The following is a 17,396-nucleotide window of genomic DNA, read 5'->3' as shown; positions in this document are numbered from 1 at the left end:
CCCGGAGGGTTTCCCCACCGGGCCTTTTCAGTTCAGCTCGCCGCTATCAGCAGGTGCAGCACATCATCGGCATGCCGTTGCAGCTCATCATCATCGGCATGCCGCACTCCATCATCTTGTTCATCAGCATGCAGCAGTTCTTGAACATCTCCATGTTCATGCCCTGCATCGGCATCATCTTGCACATCAGCATGTCGCCCTGCATGGAGCACTCCATCATGCACTTCATGGTCGGCATACCCATGTTCATGCCCATCATCATCGGCATGTTCATCATGCCCATCATCGGCATCATGGCCATGGCGGACTGGGACATGCCCATCATCATCATGTTGCCGCAGTGCATCATCATCGGCATGCCGCAGTTCATCATCATCGCCATCATCTCGGCGCTGTTGCGGAACATGGCCATTTCCATGCCCATCGCCGGCTTCATCTTGCACATCATGCCGTCAGCGAGCATCTCGCATTCCATGGTCGCCATCATCATCGGCATGCCCATCATCGGCATCATGGCGTTGGTGTTCATCGGCATCTGCATGGCGTTCATCATGGTGGAGCTCCCTGAATCGATAGAGTTGAGTGACTGCGAATGGGGCCGATTCTAGGGAGGCCCGGCGACGGAACAAGATGACGAGGGAACGGTGGGTTTCGCTGCATCCACTCGCGATTCCGTTTCGATGATGCCGGGAATTTTCTTTATAACGTCATTTGATTCGTGATAACGAACTCCAACACTTCATGAACGATCTTTTCGACGATATGGATATCTCATCCAGTGCTTAGCAAAGAACCGTAGTGAATATTGAATCTAACCAGCTCGCAAAAACTTCAGGGCTGGCTGCAACACACGGCCTAGAGCGCTTCGATGCACATTTCATGAATGCAAAATCAGACATATGAGAATGCGTTTTTAATATTTAATGAAATAACAGACGACCTTCTATAGTGGCGGCCCGGTTCAACTGTCATCACAGCAAGGAAGTCCCATGTTCCGCCATCTGCTCGCCGCCAGCCTGGTCCTGGCGCTGTTCGGCTGCGCCACCCCGCCCGCTCCTTCCGTCCATACCACCAACCCCAGCAGCTCGACCCTGCAGGGTGATCCGACCCGGCCGGCACAGGCGCAATGGCTGCGCACCGAGCTGTACTTCGCGCTGGGCCAGGAGGACGGCAAGGAGAAGATCAGCGAGCAGCGCTGGCGGCAGTTCCTCGATCAGGAAGTGACGCCGCGCTTCCCGGACGGCTTCACCGCCTACGATGCCTATGGCCAGTGGCGCGATCACGGCGCAACGACGCCGGAGCGGCTCAGCACCAAGGTAATCGTGATCCTGCATGAAGACACTGCCGCACGCGGCAAGGACATCGAAGCTATTCGCCTGGCGTGGAAGCGCATCACCGGCGACCTCTCCGTGCTGCGGCTGTCGCAACCGGCGCAGGTGTCGTTCTGATGTTTCACGAGACGCTGCACGACGGTTACGCACAAGCGCTGACCGTCGATGAACCCCTCTACCAGGGCAACACCGGCCAGCAGGACGTGCAGGTGTTCCGCAACCGGCGCTTTGGCCGGGTGCTGACGCTGGACGGCGTGCTGCAGACCACCGAGGCCGACGAGTTCGTCTACCACGAGATGCTCGCCCATGTGCCGATCCTCGCCCATGGCGCAGTGCGCCGCGTGCTGGTGATCGGCGTGGGCGACGGCGGCATCCTGCGGGAGATCGTCCGCCATACCGGCATCGAGGAAATCGTCGCAGTGGAGATCGACCCGCAGGTGGTCGAGTTGTGCCGGGAGCTGCTGCCGCAGCATTCGGCAGGCGCGCTGGACGATCCTCGTCTGCGGCTGATCTACGCCGACGGTCTGGAGTACCTCGCCAATAGCCGCGAAACCTTCGACCTTATCCTCTGCGATTCCACCGATCCGGGCGGTCCGGCGGCGAGCCTGTTCACCGATGCCTTCTACCGCAACTGCCAGCAGCGCCTGGGCAGCGACGGCATTCTCGCCACGCAGAACGGCGTGCCCTTCCTCCAGCCGGAGGAACTGGGCGGCACCGCGCGGCGGCTGGCGAATACCTTTACCGACTGGGGTTTCTTCACGGCGGCGGTGCCGACCTACATCGGCGGCAGCATGGCCTTCGGCTGGGCGTCCAACAGCGAGCAGGCCCGCCGCACCACGCTGGAAACCCTGCGCCAGCGCTTCGCGAACAGCGGCCTGGTGACCCGTTACTACACCCCCGAGGTGCACCAGGCGGCGTTCGCCCTGCCGCGCTACATGCTCGACCTGATCGAGGCCGGGCTTCAGCGCGACAGCTGAGGGTTTTCCAGGCGCTGCGGCGTCCAGTCCGGGTCGCGGGCGCGAACCGGGCTGCTGACCTGCAGCACAGCCGTACCGAAGCGTTGCTTGAAGTCCGCACCGATCTGCGCCAGCGCCTGGCGCGTGTAAGGGTTGTCGGCGTGGATGAGGATCAGCATGCGCGACGGCAGCTTCTCCGGTCCGCCGCTGGGGCCGCGCCACTGGCCGTGCAGGTCGAGCCAGCTGAGGCCATCGGGGAAGCGCGGCGTCACCTCGCGGGCGAGGAAGTCCTCCCACTGCGACAGCTCCACCGCCTCCAGGTACAGCTCGGTGCGCAGCATGCGCCGGCTCCCGGCTTCACCGCTGGCACTGGCCGCCTCCTCGTTCAGCCACAGCGCGACCAGCGCCGCCAGCAACACGGCCAAGGCGCCATTGCGCCAAAGTGTTTTCGCGCGCATCAAGCACCCTCTCCCTGCCAGCCTTCGGAGTGCGCCGCTCGCGGGCGCAGGACCAGTTGCAGCAGCCCGCCGAGCATCAGCACCGCCAAGCCCAGCAAGGCGCCCCAGCCGACGTAGGCGACGCTGGAATACAGCATGTACAGGCACACGGCCAAGAAGCCCAGCGGCAGCCACGGATAGAGCGGCACGCGGATCGGCCGGGGCACTTCCGGATGGCGGCGGCGCAGGACGATCAGCGCCACGCTGCTCAGGCTGAGGAACAGCCAGTACACCGGCGTCATGTACTCCACCATGGTGTTGAAGCCATGGCCGCTCCAGCCGCCCACCGCGATCAGCAGCAATGCCACCCCACCTTCGGCGAGCAGCGCGGCGCGCGGCACGCCGTGGCGCACGTCCCAGCGACCGAGGGCGCGCAATGCCGGAACATCCCGCGCCGCGGCGTAAGTCGTGCGGCTGCCGACGATCAGCGTCGAGTTGATGCTGGCGACGGCGGAAATCACCACCACCGCCATGATCAGACCGATACCCGGCGCGCCGAAGGCCAGCCCGAGCAGCTCCAGCGCCGGCGCGCCGCTGGCGGCCAGGCCGTCGAAGCCCAGGCCACGAATGAATGCCCAGTTCAGCGCGAAGTAGATCAGCAGCAAGGCGGCGAGCGCGCCGAGCATGGCGGTGAAGATCCCCCGGCGGTTGTCGCGCAGCTCCGCCGACAGCGTCGCCGCATCGCTCCAGCCACCGAAGGCGAGGAAGACGTAGATCAGCGCGGCGGAGAAACCGGCGACACCCACCTGCTCCGGCTCGACCGGCACCACGGGGGGCGGCACGAAGCCGCGCCACTCCAGCCACAGGCCGGCCCCGACGATGCCGAGGAAGCCCGCCGCCACCAGCGCCACCAGGCCGGCCTGGGTGCCGAGGCTCACGCGCCAGCCGATGAGATTGAGCGCCACCAGCGCGGCGACCAGCCCACCCGCCAGCAGCACATTGCCGAGCTGGCCAAGGCCGAGCAAGGCGCTGAAGTGATCGGCGAACAGGAAGGCCATCAGCGCGATCCAGCCGGTGTGCAGGATGGCGAAGCGCGACCAGGCGAACAGGAAGCCCACCCGCTGGCCGTAGGCGCGTTCGAGGAAGTGGTAGTCGCCGCCGGAATGGGCGAAGGCCGAGGCCATCTCCACGTAGCACAGCGCTCCGACCATCGACAGCAGGCCGCCCAGCACCCAGACCAGGTAGAAATGCTCCTGGCCGACGTTGAGCGCCACGGTGGGCGCGGTTTTCAGAATGTCGCTGGTGATCACCATGCCCAGCGTCAGCAGCAGCGCATGGATCGCGCCCAGGTGCCGGCGCGGGCCTGCGTCGTTGTCAGCCATGAATCGACTCCGGAAATGCAGCGGGGCCGCAATGCGCCCCCTGCGTCGGATCAGAAGGAATAGGTGGCGCGGCCGTAGTAGTACGCACCGTTCGTGCCGATCGGCGATAGCACGTCGTACGGCAGGTTGCCGCCGTAGTTGATCTCCGAGCTGGAACGTTCCGGGTAATTGTCGGTGATGTTGTTGCCACCCACCGCCAGGCTGAACTGCGGGGTGAACTTGTAGGCCACCTCGGTATCCAGCTGCCACACGGCGCCGTAGGTCTGCTCCGGATGGTAGCCGTCGCCGAAGTCGAACACGCGGGTGGTCTCGCCCTGCCGGATCAGGCGGCCGACCAGGCTCCACCGGGCATCGCTCCAGGTGGTGGTGAAGATGAAGCGGTCCTTGGGCGCGGCGTCGGTGAGGGTATTGCGCTCCTCCACGCCCACCAGCGCATCCTCGCCGATGCCCAGGTCGGTCAACTGCTGCGGGGTGCCCTTGGTGCTGCGTATCGTGGTGTGGTTGTAGGTGTACGCGGTGGTCACGCCCAGTTGGCCGCCGACGAAGGGCTGGTGGTAGTTGAGCACCAGCTCGGCGCCGTCGGTGCGGGTGTTGGCGGCATTGGTGAAGAAGTTCACGTCATGCACGCCGGCCACGCCGAAGTTGTCCTGGATGAATTGCTCCATGGCGTCGCCGCCGATGCGCTGGGACAGGGTGATGCGGTCGTCGACGTCGATGCGGAACACGTCGAAGGACAGGTCGAAGCGATCGTTCAACTGCGCGGTCAGGCCCAGGCTGAAGTTCTTCGAGGTTTCCGGATCGAGATTTTCCGCACCGAGCGCGCGGGCGATCGGGTCGTTCACCGAAAGCACGCGGATATCGGTGAGCGTGCCGCCGTCGCCGAAGTTGCTGGTGGTGTTCTGGAAGCCAACCTGGGCCAGCGACGGTGCACGGAAGTTGGTGGACGCCGCGCCACGCAGGGCCAGCACCGGGGTCAGCTGGTAGCGCCCGCTGAGCTTGCCGGTGAGCTTGCTGCCGGCGTCGTCGTAACGCTCCCAGCGGGCGGCGGCATCGACGAAGAACTTGTCGGTGAGGTCGCCCGACAGGTCGACGTAGGTGCCGAAGACGTTGCGGTCGATGTCCACCTCCTCGCTCGGGCGCAGGCCGGCCGCGCCGTCCGCGCCGACACCGTAGTACGAGGCCGGGTCGCCGGCGGTGGTGATGTAGTTCTCGTAGCGGTACTCGCCGCCCAGCGCCAGCACGAACGGCCGCCCGGCCAGGCTCAGCTCGCGGCTGAGATCGAGGTTGGCGACGCTCTGGCGCAGTTCGTAGTCGCCGGTGTCGAACTGGGTCGGCGTGTCTTCGCCAAGGGAGGCGTTGAGGGTACGCCGAGTGGATGCTTCGAAGCGGTTGCGACCGTGGGTGACGCTGGCGTCATAGTCCCAGGTGTCGGCGATCAGGCCCTTGTAGCCGAGGCTGGTGGAGAGATCCAGGTTGTCCCCCAGCGATTGCGGCAGGTAACCGTTGGGGTAGATCTCCGGGTGTTCGTCCGGGTAGCGGTAGAACTCCGCGCCGGTGGTGTGGCGCTCGTTGTACAGGCCGAAGGCGTAGGCCTTGCCGTCGCCCAGCGCCAGGTCACCGTTGAACCAGGCGTTGACGTCCCGCGCCACGCCATCGCCCATCACGTAGTTGCGCTGTCCCGGGGTGTCGGCGAAGCCGTCGAAGCCGGCGCGGTTGGTGGGGTTGCGGTCGATGTATTCGGCGCCACCGCGGATGAAGCCATCCTCGCCCAGCCGGGTACCGGCCTTGGCGCTGCTGTAGGAGTTCTGTCCGTCGGTGGTGGTGCGGTCGATGGCGTCCTGATGGGTATGGAAGGCGCCATAGCTGGTGGAGACTTCGCCACCTTCCGGGGCATCGTCGAGGATGATGTTGATCACCCCGGCGATGGCGTCGGAGCCGTACTGCGCGCCGGCGCCGTCGCGCAGCACTTCGATGCGCTTGATGGCGCTGATGGGGATCGAGTTGAAGTCCACCGGCGCGGTGCCACGGCCGATCTTCGAGGAGTCGTTGACCAGCGCCGAGGTGTGCTGGCGCTTGCCATTGATCAGCACCAGCACCTGGTCCGGACTCATGCCGCGCAGCTGTGCGGCACGCACGTGGTCGGCGCCGCCGGAGTTGGACTGGCGCGGGAAGTTGAAGGACGGCAACAGCGTCGCCAGGGCCTGGCCCAGCTCGCCGCCCACCGCGCCGGTGGACTTGAGGTCGTCGGCGGTGAGCACGTCCACCGGCACGGGGGAATCCAGCAGGGTGCGGTTGTTGCCGCGGGCGCCAGTGACCAGAACGGTCTCGAGCTTGGTGGTGGCTTCCGGGGTCGACGAGCTTTCGTCGGCGTGCGCGGCGGACTGGGCGATGACAGAGGCCACCGCAACGGCAATAAGGGAACGGGATAACACGCGAAATACTCCTGTCTCGCTTAAAGAGCGCCACTCGCCGTTGGCGGCGAGTCCGGAACTCCGCTTGGGATTTTTTTGACTTGAGCGGTTGGTGTCGGAAGTCCGGAAACCGCGAGCGACTGTCCCCCTCAGGTGGAGAAAACAGTGCTCGGGAAAGCGCTCCAGGTGTCGCGGCCGGTCTCTCTTCGTGATGAGCGAAAAGGCGCGGCTTCTCGGTATCGCCGGTCATCCCTGACCTGATGGGGAAGGCGTCATCCTAGCCAGTGGCAGAATGCTTTCAAATGAATAAAAAATGCTTTGGTTATAACCGCTTACGGTGTTCTTCGGGCAACAGTGCCAGGTGTTCACCCAGCAACAGTGGCGCGCTTCAATCGAAGGCCTTGCGCTCCCATTCGTCCTCGGGAATATCCAGTGCCCTGCCGGAAAAACGCTCCTCGCGGAAAGGGTCGGCCTCGTTGTGGAAGCCATTGCGTTCCCAGAATCCCGGCCTGTCGATGTCGCTGAACTCCAGCTGACGCAACCACTTCGCACTCTTCCAGAAATAGCGCCCGGCGATCACCAGCCGCAGCGGCCAACCGTGCACCGGGGTCAGCGGTTCGCCGGCGTAGTGGGTGACGAGCAGGCTGTCCGGGCGCAGCAAGTCCTGCAGCGGCAGGTTGGTCTCGTAGCCCTGGTCGGCATGCGCCATGACGAACTGCCCGGACGGCTCGACGCCGTAGTGTTCGAGCAGGTCGGACAGGTGCACACCGCGCCACGCGGTATCGAACTTCGACCAGCGCGTGACGCAATGGATATCGCAGACCAGTTCGCGCTGCGGCAGCGCCAGCAGGTCGTCCAGGCTCAGTTCCAGCGCCGACGACAGCAGCCCGGAGAGGCGCAGGCGCCAGGTCGCACGGTCGTATTGCGGCACCTCGCCCTCATGGAGGATCGGGAAGCGCTCGGTCAGCACCTGCCCCGGCGGCAGGCGCTCGCCATGACGCGGATCGCCAGCCGGCGAGCGCGCCTTCTTCAGGCGCAGGGCCTTGTCTTGCGTGCTCATCGTCAATTCGCCAGCGGAATCCAAGGCGCCTGCGCCACCTTCTGGGCCTCGCCGAAGGCCGGCACCTTGCGCGCCAGGTCGCGAACGTTCTTCACATCCAGGTCCAGTAGCTGCTGGCGGGTGATCAGGGTCGGCGGCACCAGCACCTGCTCGCCGGGATTCTCCCCGGCGATGCGCAACGCCAGGCTGCGCACGCTGATGGCGCCGGCCACTTCCGGGTTGACCGCGGCGGTGGCGCTCCAGGCGCTGCCCTCCTCCTTCATGATCTGGATGTCGGCGGTGGAAATGTCGGCGCTGTAGATCTTCACCTGCTTGCCCAGCCCGGCTTCATCCACGGCGATCTTCACGCCCTTGGCGAACTCGTCGAAGGGCGCGAAGAACACGCTGATGCCCGGGTTGGCGCGCAGCACCGCGCTGGCCTGGTCCGCCACCGAGTTGGCGATGGGCGCGTTGAGCGTGCCGAAGCGCGCCTTCTCGACGATGCCGGGGTTATCGGCCTTCACCTGGCGCCAGATTTCGTCGCGGCGCTCCATGGGAGTGAAGCCGTCGATGTACACGTAGCCGGCATCGAATTTATTGCCGTTGTCCTGCAGCACCTGCCTGAGCGCCAGGCGTGCCAGCTCGCGGTGATCCTGCTCGACGCGGGTGATGCGCGGGTCGTTCAGGTCGACGTCGAAGGTGACCACCTTGATGCCCTTGGCCAGCGCCTTGTCGATGGAATCCTTGAGGGTTTCGGCGAGGCCGAGCTGGACGATGATGCCGTCCACGCCCAGGTCGATGGCCTGCTCCAGCATCTCGCGCTGGGTGGCGGCCTGCTGGCGGGCGTCGAACACGCGCAGCTTCACGTCCAGCGCATTGGCCTGTTTCTCGACGCCGCGCAGGTAGGCTTCGGGGAAGTCGCCGGAGAACAGGTAGCCGACCAGGGCGATCTGCACGCCGCCCTTGTCGAAGGGCGCGGGGGCGCCGGGCAATCCGGCCGCTACCGCGGTGGCGGCGCCGGACAGCAACAGGCCGGCGGCGAACAGCGCACGCAGGGATTTGCCGGGGGTGAACTTCATCCGTTGAATCTCCGAAAAAGTAGCGATCAGCGCCCGCGCCGAGCCAGACCGAAAGTGAACATCAGGGCCGAGACCAGTACCGCGCCCTTGACGAAATCCTGTGCGTAGTAAGGCGCGTTGAGCATGGTCAGGCCGTTGAGCAGGGTCGCCACCAGCACCGCGCCGACCAGGGTGCCGAAGGCGTTGGGCTTCTGCGCACCGAGTACGGCGAAGCCGATCAGCGCGGCGCCGAGGGCATCGAGCACCAGCCCGTTGCCGGAGCTGACGTCACCCCGCCCCAGACGCGCCGCCAGCAGCAATCCGCCCAGCGAAGCGAGCAGCGCCGAGAGCACATAGGCGAGCAGCTTGTAGCGTTCCACCGCCGCACCGGCGAGGCGCGCGGCCTGTTCGTTGCCACCGATGGCGTAGAACAGGCGCCCCGGCCGCGTGCGTTCGAGGAACAGCCAGACCAGCAGCGCGCAGCCGAGCATGATCACCACCGGCACCGGCACGCGGTCCCATAGCTGGGCGCGGCCGAGGGCGAGGAAACCGCTGGCGAAGGCGCCCGGCGCCTCATCGCCATTGGGCAGGGTCATGCCGACGGCGATGGAACGGCCGCCGGTGGGGATCAGTTGCACGCCGACCACCAGGAACATGCTGCCCAGGGTGGCGAGGATGTCCGGCACGCGCATGCGCACGATCAGCCAGCCGTTGAGCAGACCGACCAGGGTGCCAAGGCCGAGGCTGATGAGGATCGCTGCGAGCGGGCCCCAGTCCAGCACCACCATCACGTAGCTGGCGCTCATCAGGCTCAGCGCGGCGACCGCACCAATGGACAGGTCCAGCCCGCCCACGGCCATGCTCAGGGTCACGCCCAGGGCGAGCAGCGCGACGATGGACACCGACTGCAGCACCAGGAACAGGTTGCCGACGCGCAGGAACGCCGGCTCCAGCAGTGCGAACACCAGCACCAGCAGGGCCAGCAGCAGAAGCAGCGCGTAGTGGATCAGAAAATCGAGCACGCGGGCGACGGGTGTGGTCGCTCCGCTGCCCACGGCAGTTCTAGACACGCACGGCTCCTTGGCGCGAAGGCATTGAGGGGGTGAGATGGGCGACGATCTCGCTGCGCTGCAGGTTCTGCCGAGGCAGTTCGGCGACCACCGCGCCGTCACGCACGACCAGGATGCGGTCGGCGATTTCCAGGGCCTCGTCGGGGTCGCTACAGATCACCAGCGTGGCCCTGCCAGCGGCACTGGCGCGGATGCGCTGGCCGATGTCGCGGCGGGCGCGCACGTCGACGCCCTGGAAGGGCTCGTCGAGGATCAGCACGCGGCCCCGCCCCAGCAGCCAACGGGCGAGGATGACCTTCTGCTGGTTGCCGCCGGAGAGCAGTTCCAGCGGAAATTCCTGGCCGGGGCCTTTGATGTCCAGCGCCTCGATCTGCGCTGCGACTCTGGCGCGCTCTGCATTGCGGTCGATGAAGCCGAAACGGGTGAAGCTGCGCAGGAACGGCAGCGTCATGCTGGCGCGCACCGAGAATCCCGGCACCCGCGAATTGCGCGCACGGTCCTCGGCGGCAAAGAACACCCCGGCGGATATCGCTTCGCGCGGAGTACGTGGAAACCAGTCGCGGCCATCGAGGCGGATCGAGCCGGCGTGGTGCCTGCGCAGGCCGAACAATACTTCGGCGATCTCGCTCTTGCCGGCACCGAGCAGGCCGGTCAGGGCGACCACTTCGCCTTCGTGCAGGTCCAGGTCGAAGGCCGCGCTGTGATCGTCGAGCTGCCAGTCGCGCAGGGAAAGCACGCTTTCGCCCCGCTCCAGCGGCTGCAGCTCGACCTCGCCCAGCGCGGCGCCGAGCATGGACTCGACGGCGGCAGCAAGGTCCAGCGGCGCTGCGAATTCGCCCACCAGGCGACCGTCGCGCAGCACCAGCGCACGGTCCGCGACGCGCTGCAGATCGGACAGCCGGTGCGAGATGTAGAGGATCGCCACGCCGCGCTCGCGCAGCCGGTCGATCAGGGCGAACAGGCGCTCGGCTTCGTGGGTCGAGAGCGATGCGGTGGGTTCGTCGAGGATCAGCAGGCGCGGTTTCAGCGCCAGCGCACGGGACAGGATCACCAATTGCCGCTCGGCGGTACCGAGGGTTTCGATGGGCGCCTGCAGGGGCAGGTCCAGCTCCAGTGCGGCGGCGATTGCAGCGGCACGCTGCAGGGCTTCGCGGGGACGGAACAGCCATGAGCCGGAGGCACCGCCGAGTTCGTCCAGCAGGAGATTTTCCGCAACGCTCAGGCCGGGCACCACGCCCTGCTCCACCTGCTGGTGCACCGCGACTATGCCATGGCGGCGGGCGTCGTGGGGCGAGGCGAAACGGACCGCTTCGCCATCGACCAGCAGCTGTCCGGCGTCGTGGGCATGGGAGCCGGCGAGGATCTTCACCAGCGTCGACTTGCCCGCACCATTGGCGCCGAGCAGGGCGAGCACTTCGCCCCGGCGGATGTCCAGGTTCAGGTCCTCCAGCACCCGATTGCCCGCAAACGCCTTGCTCAGGTTCCTAAGGCGGAAAAACACGGTGGAATCGGGTTGGCCGGACATCGGGATCTCGCTGCGACACACAAGAGCGAGAGCACCGTTTCAGAGCTTCGCCGTGGGAATTCCCGGCGATTCTTTTATATCCAAATAGTTCGCATCAACATATTTATAATATTATTTATGCATATGCTAAAAACCATCTGCTCGACATGACATTGCACCGTCGAAAATGGCGAGTCGGTATGACATATGAAGGTTCCTTCCTGGAGTGCTGGCAGCCGTATCCAGATGGCTGCTGCGGGTGCTGGGTGATCACCTCACCCGATCAGCGGCGGCATTATCCCCGCTTCGCCATCGGCCCGCCATGAACCGCAAACACCTGCACCTCGACCAGATACCCCTCCCCCAGGTCCGCGCCCACACACGCGCGAACCGGCTTCGGATAGCCCTGCAGCCAGGCGTCGTAGATCTCGTTGACCTGATCGAAGTGGCCGTAATCGGCTATCCAGATCTGTACCCGGGTCAGCCGGTCCTTGCCGATGCCGGCCTCGGCCATCAACGCCTCAATGGTCGCCAGTACCTGCCGCAGCTGCCCCTGCACATCCTCGCGGGTATCATCCGCCGCCACCCCGGCGGTTTCGAACATGGCCCCGTAGCTGACCGCCAGGGACATCCTGTTACCCGACGCATAACGCGTGATCATCGATCATTTCCCTCCTTCGAAGCGGAATCGAAAAAAGCACCGGGCGGCGCGGCGAGCGGACCCACCCGGTGAAACTGACGGCCGTGAAGGGTCGTCTCCCGAAACCTCAACCGAGCTGGTTGATGCACACCACCTTGGGCTGGGTCATGTCCTCGTAGGCGAAGCGCACGCCTTCGCGCCCCAGGCTGCCGTACTTGGAGCCGCCGAAGGGCATGGCGTCGAAGCGGTAGTCCGAGGAGTCGTTGATCATCACCCCGCCGGCCTCGATACGCCGTGCAAGGCTCAGCGCCAAGGAAAGATCGCGGGTGAACAGACCTGCGTGGAGGCTGTACTCCGGCGCGTTGGCGAGCGAAATCGCCTGCTCGATATCCTCGAACGGCGCCAGCATCACCACCGGCGCGAACACTTCCTCGCGCCACAGTTGGCTGGCGTGGTTCACCTTCTCCAGCACCGTGGGCGCGTAGGCGGCCCCCTGCCGCTGATGCCCACAGAGCAGGCGAGCGCCCTCGCCCAGCGCCTGGTTCACCAGATGCTCGGCCCGGCGGGCGGCGGCTTCGGTGATCATCGGCCCCATGTCGGTCTCGCGTCGCCCCGGATCGCCCAGAACCATGGCGCGGGTCAGCTCGACGAAACGCTCACGGAAGGCCGCATAGATCGACGCGTCCACCAGGATCCGCTGGGTCCCGATGCAGTTCTGCCCGGCCGCCCAGAAGGCGCCGGAAACGCAGGACTCCACGGTGGCCTCGAGGTCGCAGTCCTCCAGCACCAGCACCGGGGCGTTGCCACCCAGGTCCATGGCGAGCTTCTTCAGGCCAGCGCCACGGGCGATCTGTTCACCCGTGGCGAAGCCGCCGGTGAAGGAGATCATGCGCACCTCGCGCACGGCGACCAGGGCCTTGCCCAGCTCGGCTCCACCAGTAGCCACGGTCACCACGGACTCGGGAAGGCCGGCCTCGACCAGGTACTGCACCAGCTTGAGCGCGGACAGCGGTGCCAGCTCCGACGGTTTGAGGATCACCGCGTTGCCGCCGGCAATCGCCGGCCCCAGCTTGTGGGCCACCAGGTTCAATGGATCGTTGTAGGGCGTGATGGCCAGGATCAGCCCCAGCGGCTCACGGGTGAACCAGCCCTGGCGTGACTCCGAGCCCTCGTAGGCATCGAAGGGCACCACCTCGCCGGCGTTGCGCCGCGCTTCCTCGGCGGAGAGCTTCAGCGTGTTGATGCAGCGCTTCACCTCCTTCTCCGCCTGGCGCAGGGTCTTGCCCGCCTCGTCGACGATCAGGCCGGCGAAATCCGCCGCGTCCCGCTCGATGAGCTGGGCGGCGCGTTCGAGGATGCCAGCACGGCGGTGGCGAGCCAGTGCCGCGCTGTCACGCACGCCTTTCCGGGCGAGTGCGAGCAGGCCGGGGACGTCATGGGCGCCCAGGTTCGGCACGCTGCCGATCAGGCTGCCGTCGAAGGGACTGAACACGTCGATCTGAGTGGCCTCCGGGGTGGAGACCAGGGACACGGAAGTCAGGCTCATGGGCTTCGATCCTCAGGCCTGGCGGCCGGACGTGTGGAGGGCGACGATGTCCGACAGCAGGGCGAAGGCGGTCTCGATGCGGCCGGCACCAGGGCCGGAGACGGTCACCGCGCCCAGCAGTTCGGTGTCGAAGGCAACGGCGTTGGTGGCGCCGGAGATGCCCGCCAGGGGGTGCCAGGCCGGCAGCAGGCGTGCTTCCACGCTGGCACTCACCGCGCCATCGGCTTCGCGGCGGGCGGAGCCGATCAGCTTCCAGCGCGCGCCGGATTCGCGAACCCGCTCGATATCGGCGGAGCTGATGCCGCTGATGCCGCTGCAGGCGACATCGCTGACCTGCAGGTGCGCGCCAAGCAGCTCGTTGGCGAGGATCACCACCTTCAGGCGCACGTCATGCCCTTCCACGTCGGCGGTCGGGTCCGCCTCGGCGTAGCCGAGTTCCTGTGCCTTGGCCACCGCGTCGGCGAAACCAAGCCCTTCTTCCATGCGGGTGAGTACGTAGTTGGAGGTGCCGTTGAGGATGCCCTCGAAGCCCTGGACGCCGGAACCCGCCAGGGTCTGCCGCGCCAGGCGCAGCACCGGCGTGCCGCTCATCACCGAGCCTTCGTACTCGAACGCCACGCCATTGGCCTTGGCCAGGCGCTTCAGTTCCTCGCCATGCAGCGCGATCGGCCCCTTGTTGGTGGTGACCACGTGCTTGCCCGCCTCCAGTGCCCAACGGCAGAAGGTCGCCGCCGGCTCGCCGTCCTTCGGATTGGTGAAAGTGGCTTCGGCGATGATGTCGGCACCGGACTGCTTGATGACCGACTCGTTGAAGGCTTGCGCGGTACCTTCCGGCATCTGCGCGAAGGCGCCCTTGACGGCCGGCAGCGCGGCGAGGCTGGCGGCATCCAGGCCATTGCGGTCGATCACCGAGCCGAGGAACAGATCGGTGACGCCGACGATCTTCAGGCTGAAGCCCAGCTCCTGCTGCCAGCGTGCGTTGCGCTCGGCGATCAGTTGGGCCAGGGCGCGGTTCACACCACCAAAGCCTACGAGGGCGATCTTGTATTCGGTCATGGTTTGCCTTCCTTCTCAGGCGGTTGTTCGATGTCGATCAGCCTAAGAGCCGGGCCATGCCAGTTGAATATGGCAATCCGCTGTATTTATTGGGCAATCTGACCAGTACCGGACCGACCTGATGACGCGGGCGCAGAATGAAAAACGCCGCCCGGACGAAGGTCCGGGCGGCGTTGGTTTTCCAGCGAGAGACAGCCGGGTCAGATCACGGTCGACAGCACGAACGAGGTCACCGTGTTCTCGACACCCGGCATCGCCGCGATCTCCCGCCAGACGTGGTGCACCCGTTCCGGGCTGGCGGCCTCGACGCGCAGCATCAGGTCAAACTCGCCGCTGAGCACTTCGCACTGCACGATCTCCGGGATCGTCCGCAGCGCGGCCAAAACCTCTTCGCCGCGCATGCGGTCGTAGCGGTAGACGAAGATCACCGCATTGATCAGCGACGAGGGACGCCGCCCCTCGCCCACCCGCAAGGTGTAGCCCTGGATGGCGCCGTCCCGCTCCAGGCGTTCGATGCGCTGGCGCACCGCGTTGCGCGACAGGTTGACCTTGAGGCCCAGCTCCGCATGGGCGATACGCGCGTTGGCGGTGAGTTCGGCGAGGATGCGCTCGTCCAAGGGATCGAGGATGCGTTTCATCGGCCGGCCCGCATCTGCGTCAGTACCTCGTGCAGTCCCGCCAGGTCATCGTGCGCCAACACAGGTCCACGGGCCTCTTCGCCTGCGGGCGACGGCACGGCTCCGTGCCAGGCGCCCAGTTCCGCCAGCAGCGCCGCCGACTTCTCCGGGGCGAATTGCCCCAGGGTCACGATGGGCGCGCCGATATTGCGCCGGTGCAGTCGTCCAGCGTAGGCGCCCGTCGCGGTATGGGGGTCCACCGCGCTGCCGGTCTCGTGGAACAGCGTGACGATCTCGTCGCGGATCAGCCCGTCGTCCACGGCGTAGGAGTCGAACAGCATGCGCGCCTGCAACCACTGGCGGTTGCCGATGCTCAGTTCGCCGCAGTCGTCGAAGTGCTCCATCAGCGTCCGCGTCGCTTCACCGTCGCGCTCGTACAGCTCCCAGACGAAGCGTTCGAGGTTGGAGAACAGCGAGAAGTCCATGGCCGGCGACAGGGTGCGGCTGGCCGAACCCCGGCTGTAGCGGTTGCAATGGATGAACCGGTGCAGGGCATCGTTGCGGTTGGTGGAGACGATGATCTGGTTGATCGGCAGACCCATCTTCTGCGCGATGAACCCGGCGTAGATCTCGGCGAAACTCGCCGCGGGAATGCTGAAGCCCACCGGACGGATGCCGCCGCCCAGCTGCAGGGCCGCATGGAAATAGAAGACGATCTGCGCCAGCACGCCGATCCAGTTGGTCGAGTTGAAGCTGATGGGAATCAGCTCGGGACAGGGCCATTCACGCAGCAAACGCGACACCAGCGACTGGCAATCGTCGAAGCTGCCCTCCACGGCAACGCTGCGCACGCTGTCGGAGTCCGCGCTACGCAGCACCGCCGCGCGGTCCACCGGCGTCCCGGCCAGCGGATAGAGCGCCAGCAGGCGCGCCGTCGGGCAGTGCCCCAGGGCGTCGATGGCCGCCACGGCGGTATCGCCGTTGCTGGCCCCGACCAGCACCGCCCGCTCGCAATCCCGGCCCAGGAAGTGCCTGATCAACCGGGCCTGCAATTGCGCGGCGAAGTCCTTGGAGGAACGGGTCGGGCCGTGGAACAGCTGCAGGACCCACTCGTTGTGGCCGATCTGCTGCAGCGGCGCGATGGCGCGATGGCGAAAGCCCCGGTAGCTGTCGCTGACCAGCGCCCGCAGGCTCGGCTCGTCGAGCGTGTCGCCGACGAAGGGCGCGATCACCCGCCAGGCCAACTCGTCGAACGGCAGCCAGGACCAGCCGGCTATCTCCTGCGGACTGAACTGCGGCAGCGACGCCGACACGTAGAGCCCGCCGTCCGCGGCGAGCCCGGAAAGCAGCGCCGTGCGAAAGTCCACGCTTGTCTCGGTGCCGCGGGTGCTTGTGTACTGCATCGTCACTCCAGGTTGGTATTCAGGTTTGGCGGTGCACCATGGTCACCAGCCAGTTGGCGAAGGCCTGGGCATCCGGCGACAGCGCCTGCCCCAGGCCACGCACCAGGTAAAACGATTCGCTGGCCTCGATGCGCTGGGCGAACGGTGCCACCAGGCGGCCTTCCCGCAGCAGGTCCTCGGCCAGCGACGAGCGCGCCAGGGCAACGCCCAGCCCCAGCTCCGCCATGCGCAGGGTGGAGACCAGGGTGTCGAACTGCATGCCGCTGGAATAATCGACGTCGTCCGCACCCGCCCGCTTCAGCCAATAGCCCCAGCCCTCTTCGTAGCCCAGCACATGGAGCAGCGGCAGCTGGGCCAGGTCGCGCGGCTCGCGCAGGGGCCGGTCGGCAATCAGCGCCGGCGAGCAGACCGGCACCAGCAGGTCCCAGGTCAACCGCTGCGCCTCGACGCCGGGCCACTGCCCGCTGCCCCAGCGAATCTCCAGGTCATCCTCGGCATCGAGTTCCTTGACCCACAGGTTGCTGATGTAGCGGATATCCACCTGCGGGTGCGCGCGGCGGAATTCGGCCAGCCGGGGCGCCAGCCAGAAGTGCAGGAACGAGAGACTGCCCCGCACCTTCAAGGGCCGGCGCTGGCGTTGACCGAAGATCTCGTTGGTACCCACCGCCAGCCGGCTGATGGCGTCCTGCACCACCGGCAGATAGGACTGGCCCTCCTCCGTCAGCCCCAGCCCGCGGGGCAGGCGCTTGAACAGCGCCACCCCGAGCTGGCTCTCCAGCTGGCGGATCTGCTGGCTCACGGCACCCTGCGTGAGGTGCAGCTCCTCCGCCGCGTGGGTGAAGTTCAGGTAACGCGCCGAAACCTCGAAGGCGCGCAGCCAGTTCAGGGGGGGCAAGGCTTTCTGGCTCAACGGCGACTCCTCATGACAACTGTGCAAGCCGCCTAG

The 17,396-nt window shown here is 66.2% G+C and carries 16 protein-coding genes; 2 read left to right on the top strand and 14 right to left on the bottom strand.

Annotated features, from left to right (window positions below; genetic code table 11):
* Window positions 1–46 precede the first annotated feature (46 nt).
* Complete coding sequence (locus tag J5M67_RS17855; RefSeq protein WP_207886671.1) at window positions 47–553, bottom strand: hypothetical protein; 507 nt, start codon at window positions 551–553, stop codon at window positions 47–49.
* 436 nt (window positions 554–989) lie between these two features.
* Between J5M67_RS17855 and J5M67_RS17850 the strand changes: the two genes are divergently transcribed.
* Together J5M67_RS17850 and speE are read left to right on the top strand one after the other, a co-directional pair.
* Window positions 990–1,448, top strand: coding sequence for a DUF3574 domain-containing protein (locus J5M67_RS17850; RefSeq protein WP_207886670.1), 459 nt, complete (start codon window positions 990–992; stop codon window positions 1,446–1,448).
* Window positions 1,448–2,308, top strand: coding sequence for a polyamine aminopropyltransferase (gene speE / locus J5M67_RS17845; RefSeq protein WP_207886669.1), 861 nt, complete (start codon window positions 1,448–1,450; stop codon window positions 2,306–2,308). Before J5M67_RS17850 ends, speE begins: the two co-directional genes overlap by 1 nt.
* On the opposite strand, the gene J5M67_RS17840 is transcribed toward speE, so the two are convergent.
* From J5M67_RS17840 to J5M67_RS17780, 13 genes are all read right to left on the bottom strand, one after another.
* Window positions 2,293–2,745: a DUF3574 domain-containing protein gene (locus tag J5M67_RS17840; RefSeq protein ID WP_207886668.1), complete on the bottom strand. Its 453-nt coding sequence runs from the start codon at window positions 2,743–2,745 to the stop codon at window positions 2,293–2,295. The two genes, speE and J5M67_RS17840, sit on opposite strands and share 16 nt — an antisense overlap.
* Window positions 2,745–4,106: an APC family permease gene (locus J5M67_RS17835; RefSeq protein ID WP_207886667.1), complete on the bottom strand. Its 1,362-nt coding sequence runs from the start codon at window positions 4,104–4,106 to the stop codon at window positions 2,745–2,747. The genes J5M67_RS17840 and J5M67_RS17835 overlap by 1 nt, the downstream gene beginning before the upstream one ends.
* Window positions 4,107–4,156: 50 nt before the next feature.
* Window positions 4,157–6,538 (bottom strand): TonB-dependent receptor, encoded by a 2,382-nt coding sequence (locus tag J5M67_RS17830; RefSeq protein ID WP_207886666.1) that lies wholly within the window; start codon window positions 6,536–6,538, stop codon window positions 4,157–4,159.
* A 367-nt stretch (window positions 6,539–6,905) separates the two neighbouring features.
* Entirely contained in the window at window positions 6,906–7,577 is a 672-nt protein-coding gene (locus J5M67_RS17825; protein ID WP_207886665.1) for a sulfite oxidase-like oxidoreductase, read from the bottom strand.
* Between the two features lie 2 nt (window positions 7,578–7,579).
* Window positions 7,580–8,635 (bottom strand): substrate-binding domain-containing protein, encoded by a 1,056-nt coding sequence (locus J5M67_RS17820; protein ID WP_207886664.1) that lies wholly within the window; start codon window positions 8,633–8,635, stop codon window positions 7,580–7,582.
* 26 nt (window positions 8,636–8,661) lie between these two features.
* A complete protein-coding gene (locus tag J5M67_RS17815; RefSeq protein ID WP_207886663.1) occupies window positions 8,662–9,684 on the bottom strand; it encodes an ABC transporter permease in 1,023 nt (340 codons plus the stop codon).
* Complete coding sequence (locus tag J5M67_RS17810; RefSeq protein WP_207886662.1) at window positions 9,677–11,209, bottom strand: sugar ABC transporter ATP-binding protein; 1,533 nt, start codon at window positions 11,207–11,209, stop codon at window positions 9,677–9,679. Before J5M67_RS17810 ends, J5M67_RS17815 begins: the two co-directional genes overlap by 8 nt.
* 274 nt (window positions 11,210–11,483) lie before the next feature.
* Window positions 11,484–11,849, bottom strand: a complete 366-nt coding sequence (locus J5M67_RS17805; protein WP_243434730.1) for a RidA family protein — start codon at window positions 11,847–11,849, stop codon at window positions 11,484–11,486.
* 106 nt (window positions 11,850–11,955) lie between these two features.
* Window positions 11,956–13,374: an aldehyde dehydrogenase family protein gene (locus tag J5M67_RS17800; protein WP_207886661.1), complete on the bottom strand. Its 1,419-nt coding sequence runs from the start codon at window positions 13,372–13,374 to the stop codon at window positions 11,956–11,958.
* Window positions 13,375–13,386: 12 nt separating this feature from the next.
* Window positions 13,387–14,430, bottom strand: coding sequence for a homoserine dehydrogenase (locus tag J5M67_RS17795; RefSeq protein ID WP_207886660.1), 1,044 nt, complete (start codon window positions 14,428–14,430; stop codon window positions 13,387–13,389).
* 200 nt (window positions 14,431–14,630) lie between these two features.
* Complete coding sequence (locus tag J5M67_RS17790) at window positions 14,631–15,068, bottom strand: Lrp/AsnC family transcriptional regulator (RefSeq protein ID WP_207886659.1); 438 nt, start codon at window positions 15,066–15,068, stop codon at window positions 14,631–14,633.
* The gene (locus J5M67_RS17785) at window positions 15,065–16,450 is read right to left on the bottom strand and encodes a threonine synthase (RefSeq protein ID WP_207886658.1); all 1,386 of its coding nucleotides are present in this window, start codon (window positions 16,448–16,450) and stop codon (window positions 15,065–15,067) included. Before J5M67_RS17785 ends, J5M67_RS17790 begins: the two co-directional genes overlap by 4 nt.
* Before the next feature lie 19 nt (window positions 16,451–16,469).
* Entirely contained in the window at window positions 16,470–17,360 is an 891-nt protein-coding gene (locus tag J5M67_RS17780; protein WP_207886657.1) for a LysR substrate-binding domain-containing protein, read from the bottom strand.
* Window positions 17,361–17,396: the final 36 nt, after the last annotated feature.

The organism is Pseudomonas sp. 30_B, from assembly GCF_017491605.1.
GTDB lineage: Bacteria > Pseudomonadota > Gammaproteobacteria > Pseudomonadales > Pseudomonadaceae > Pseudomonas.
The sequence above is the reverse complement of the archived record's forward strand: the minus strand, read 5'-3'. Positions and strand labels throughout refer to the sequence as shown.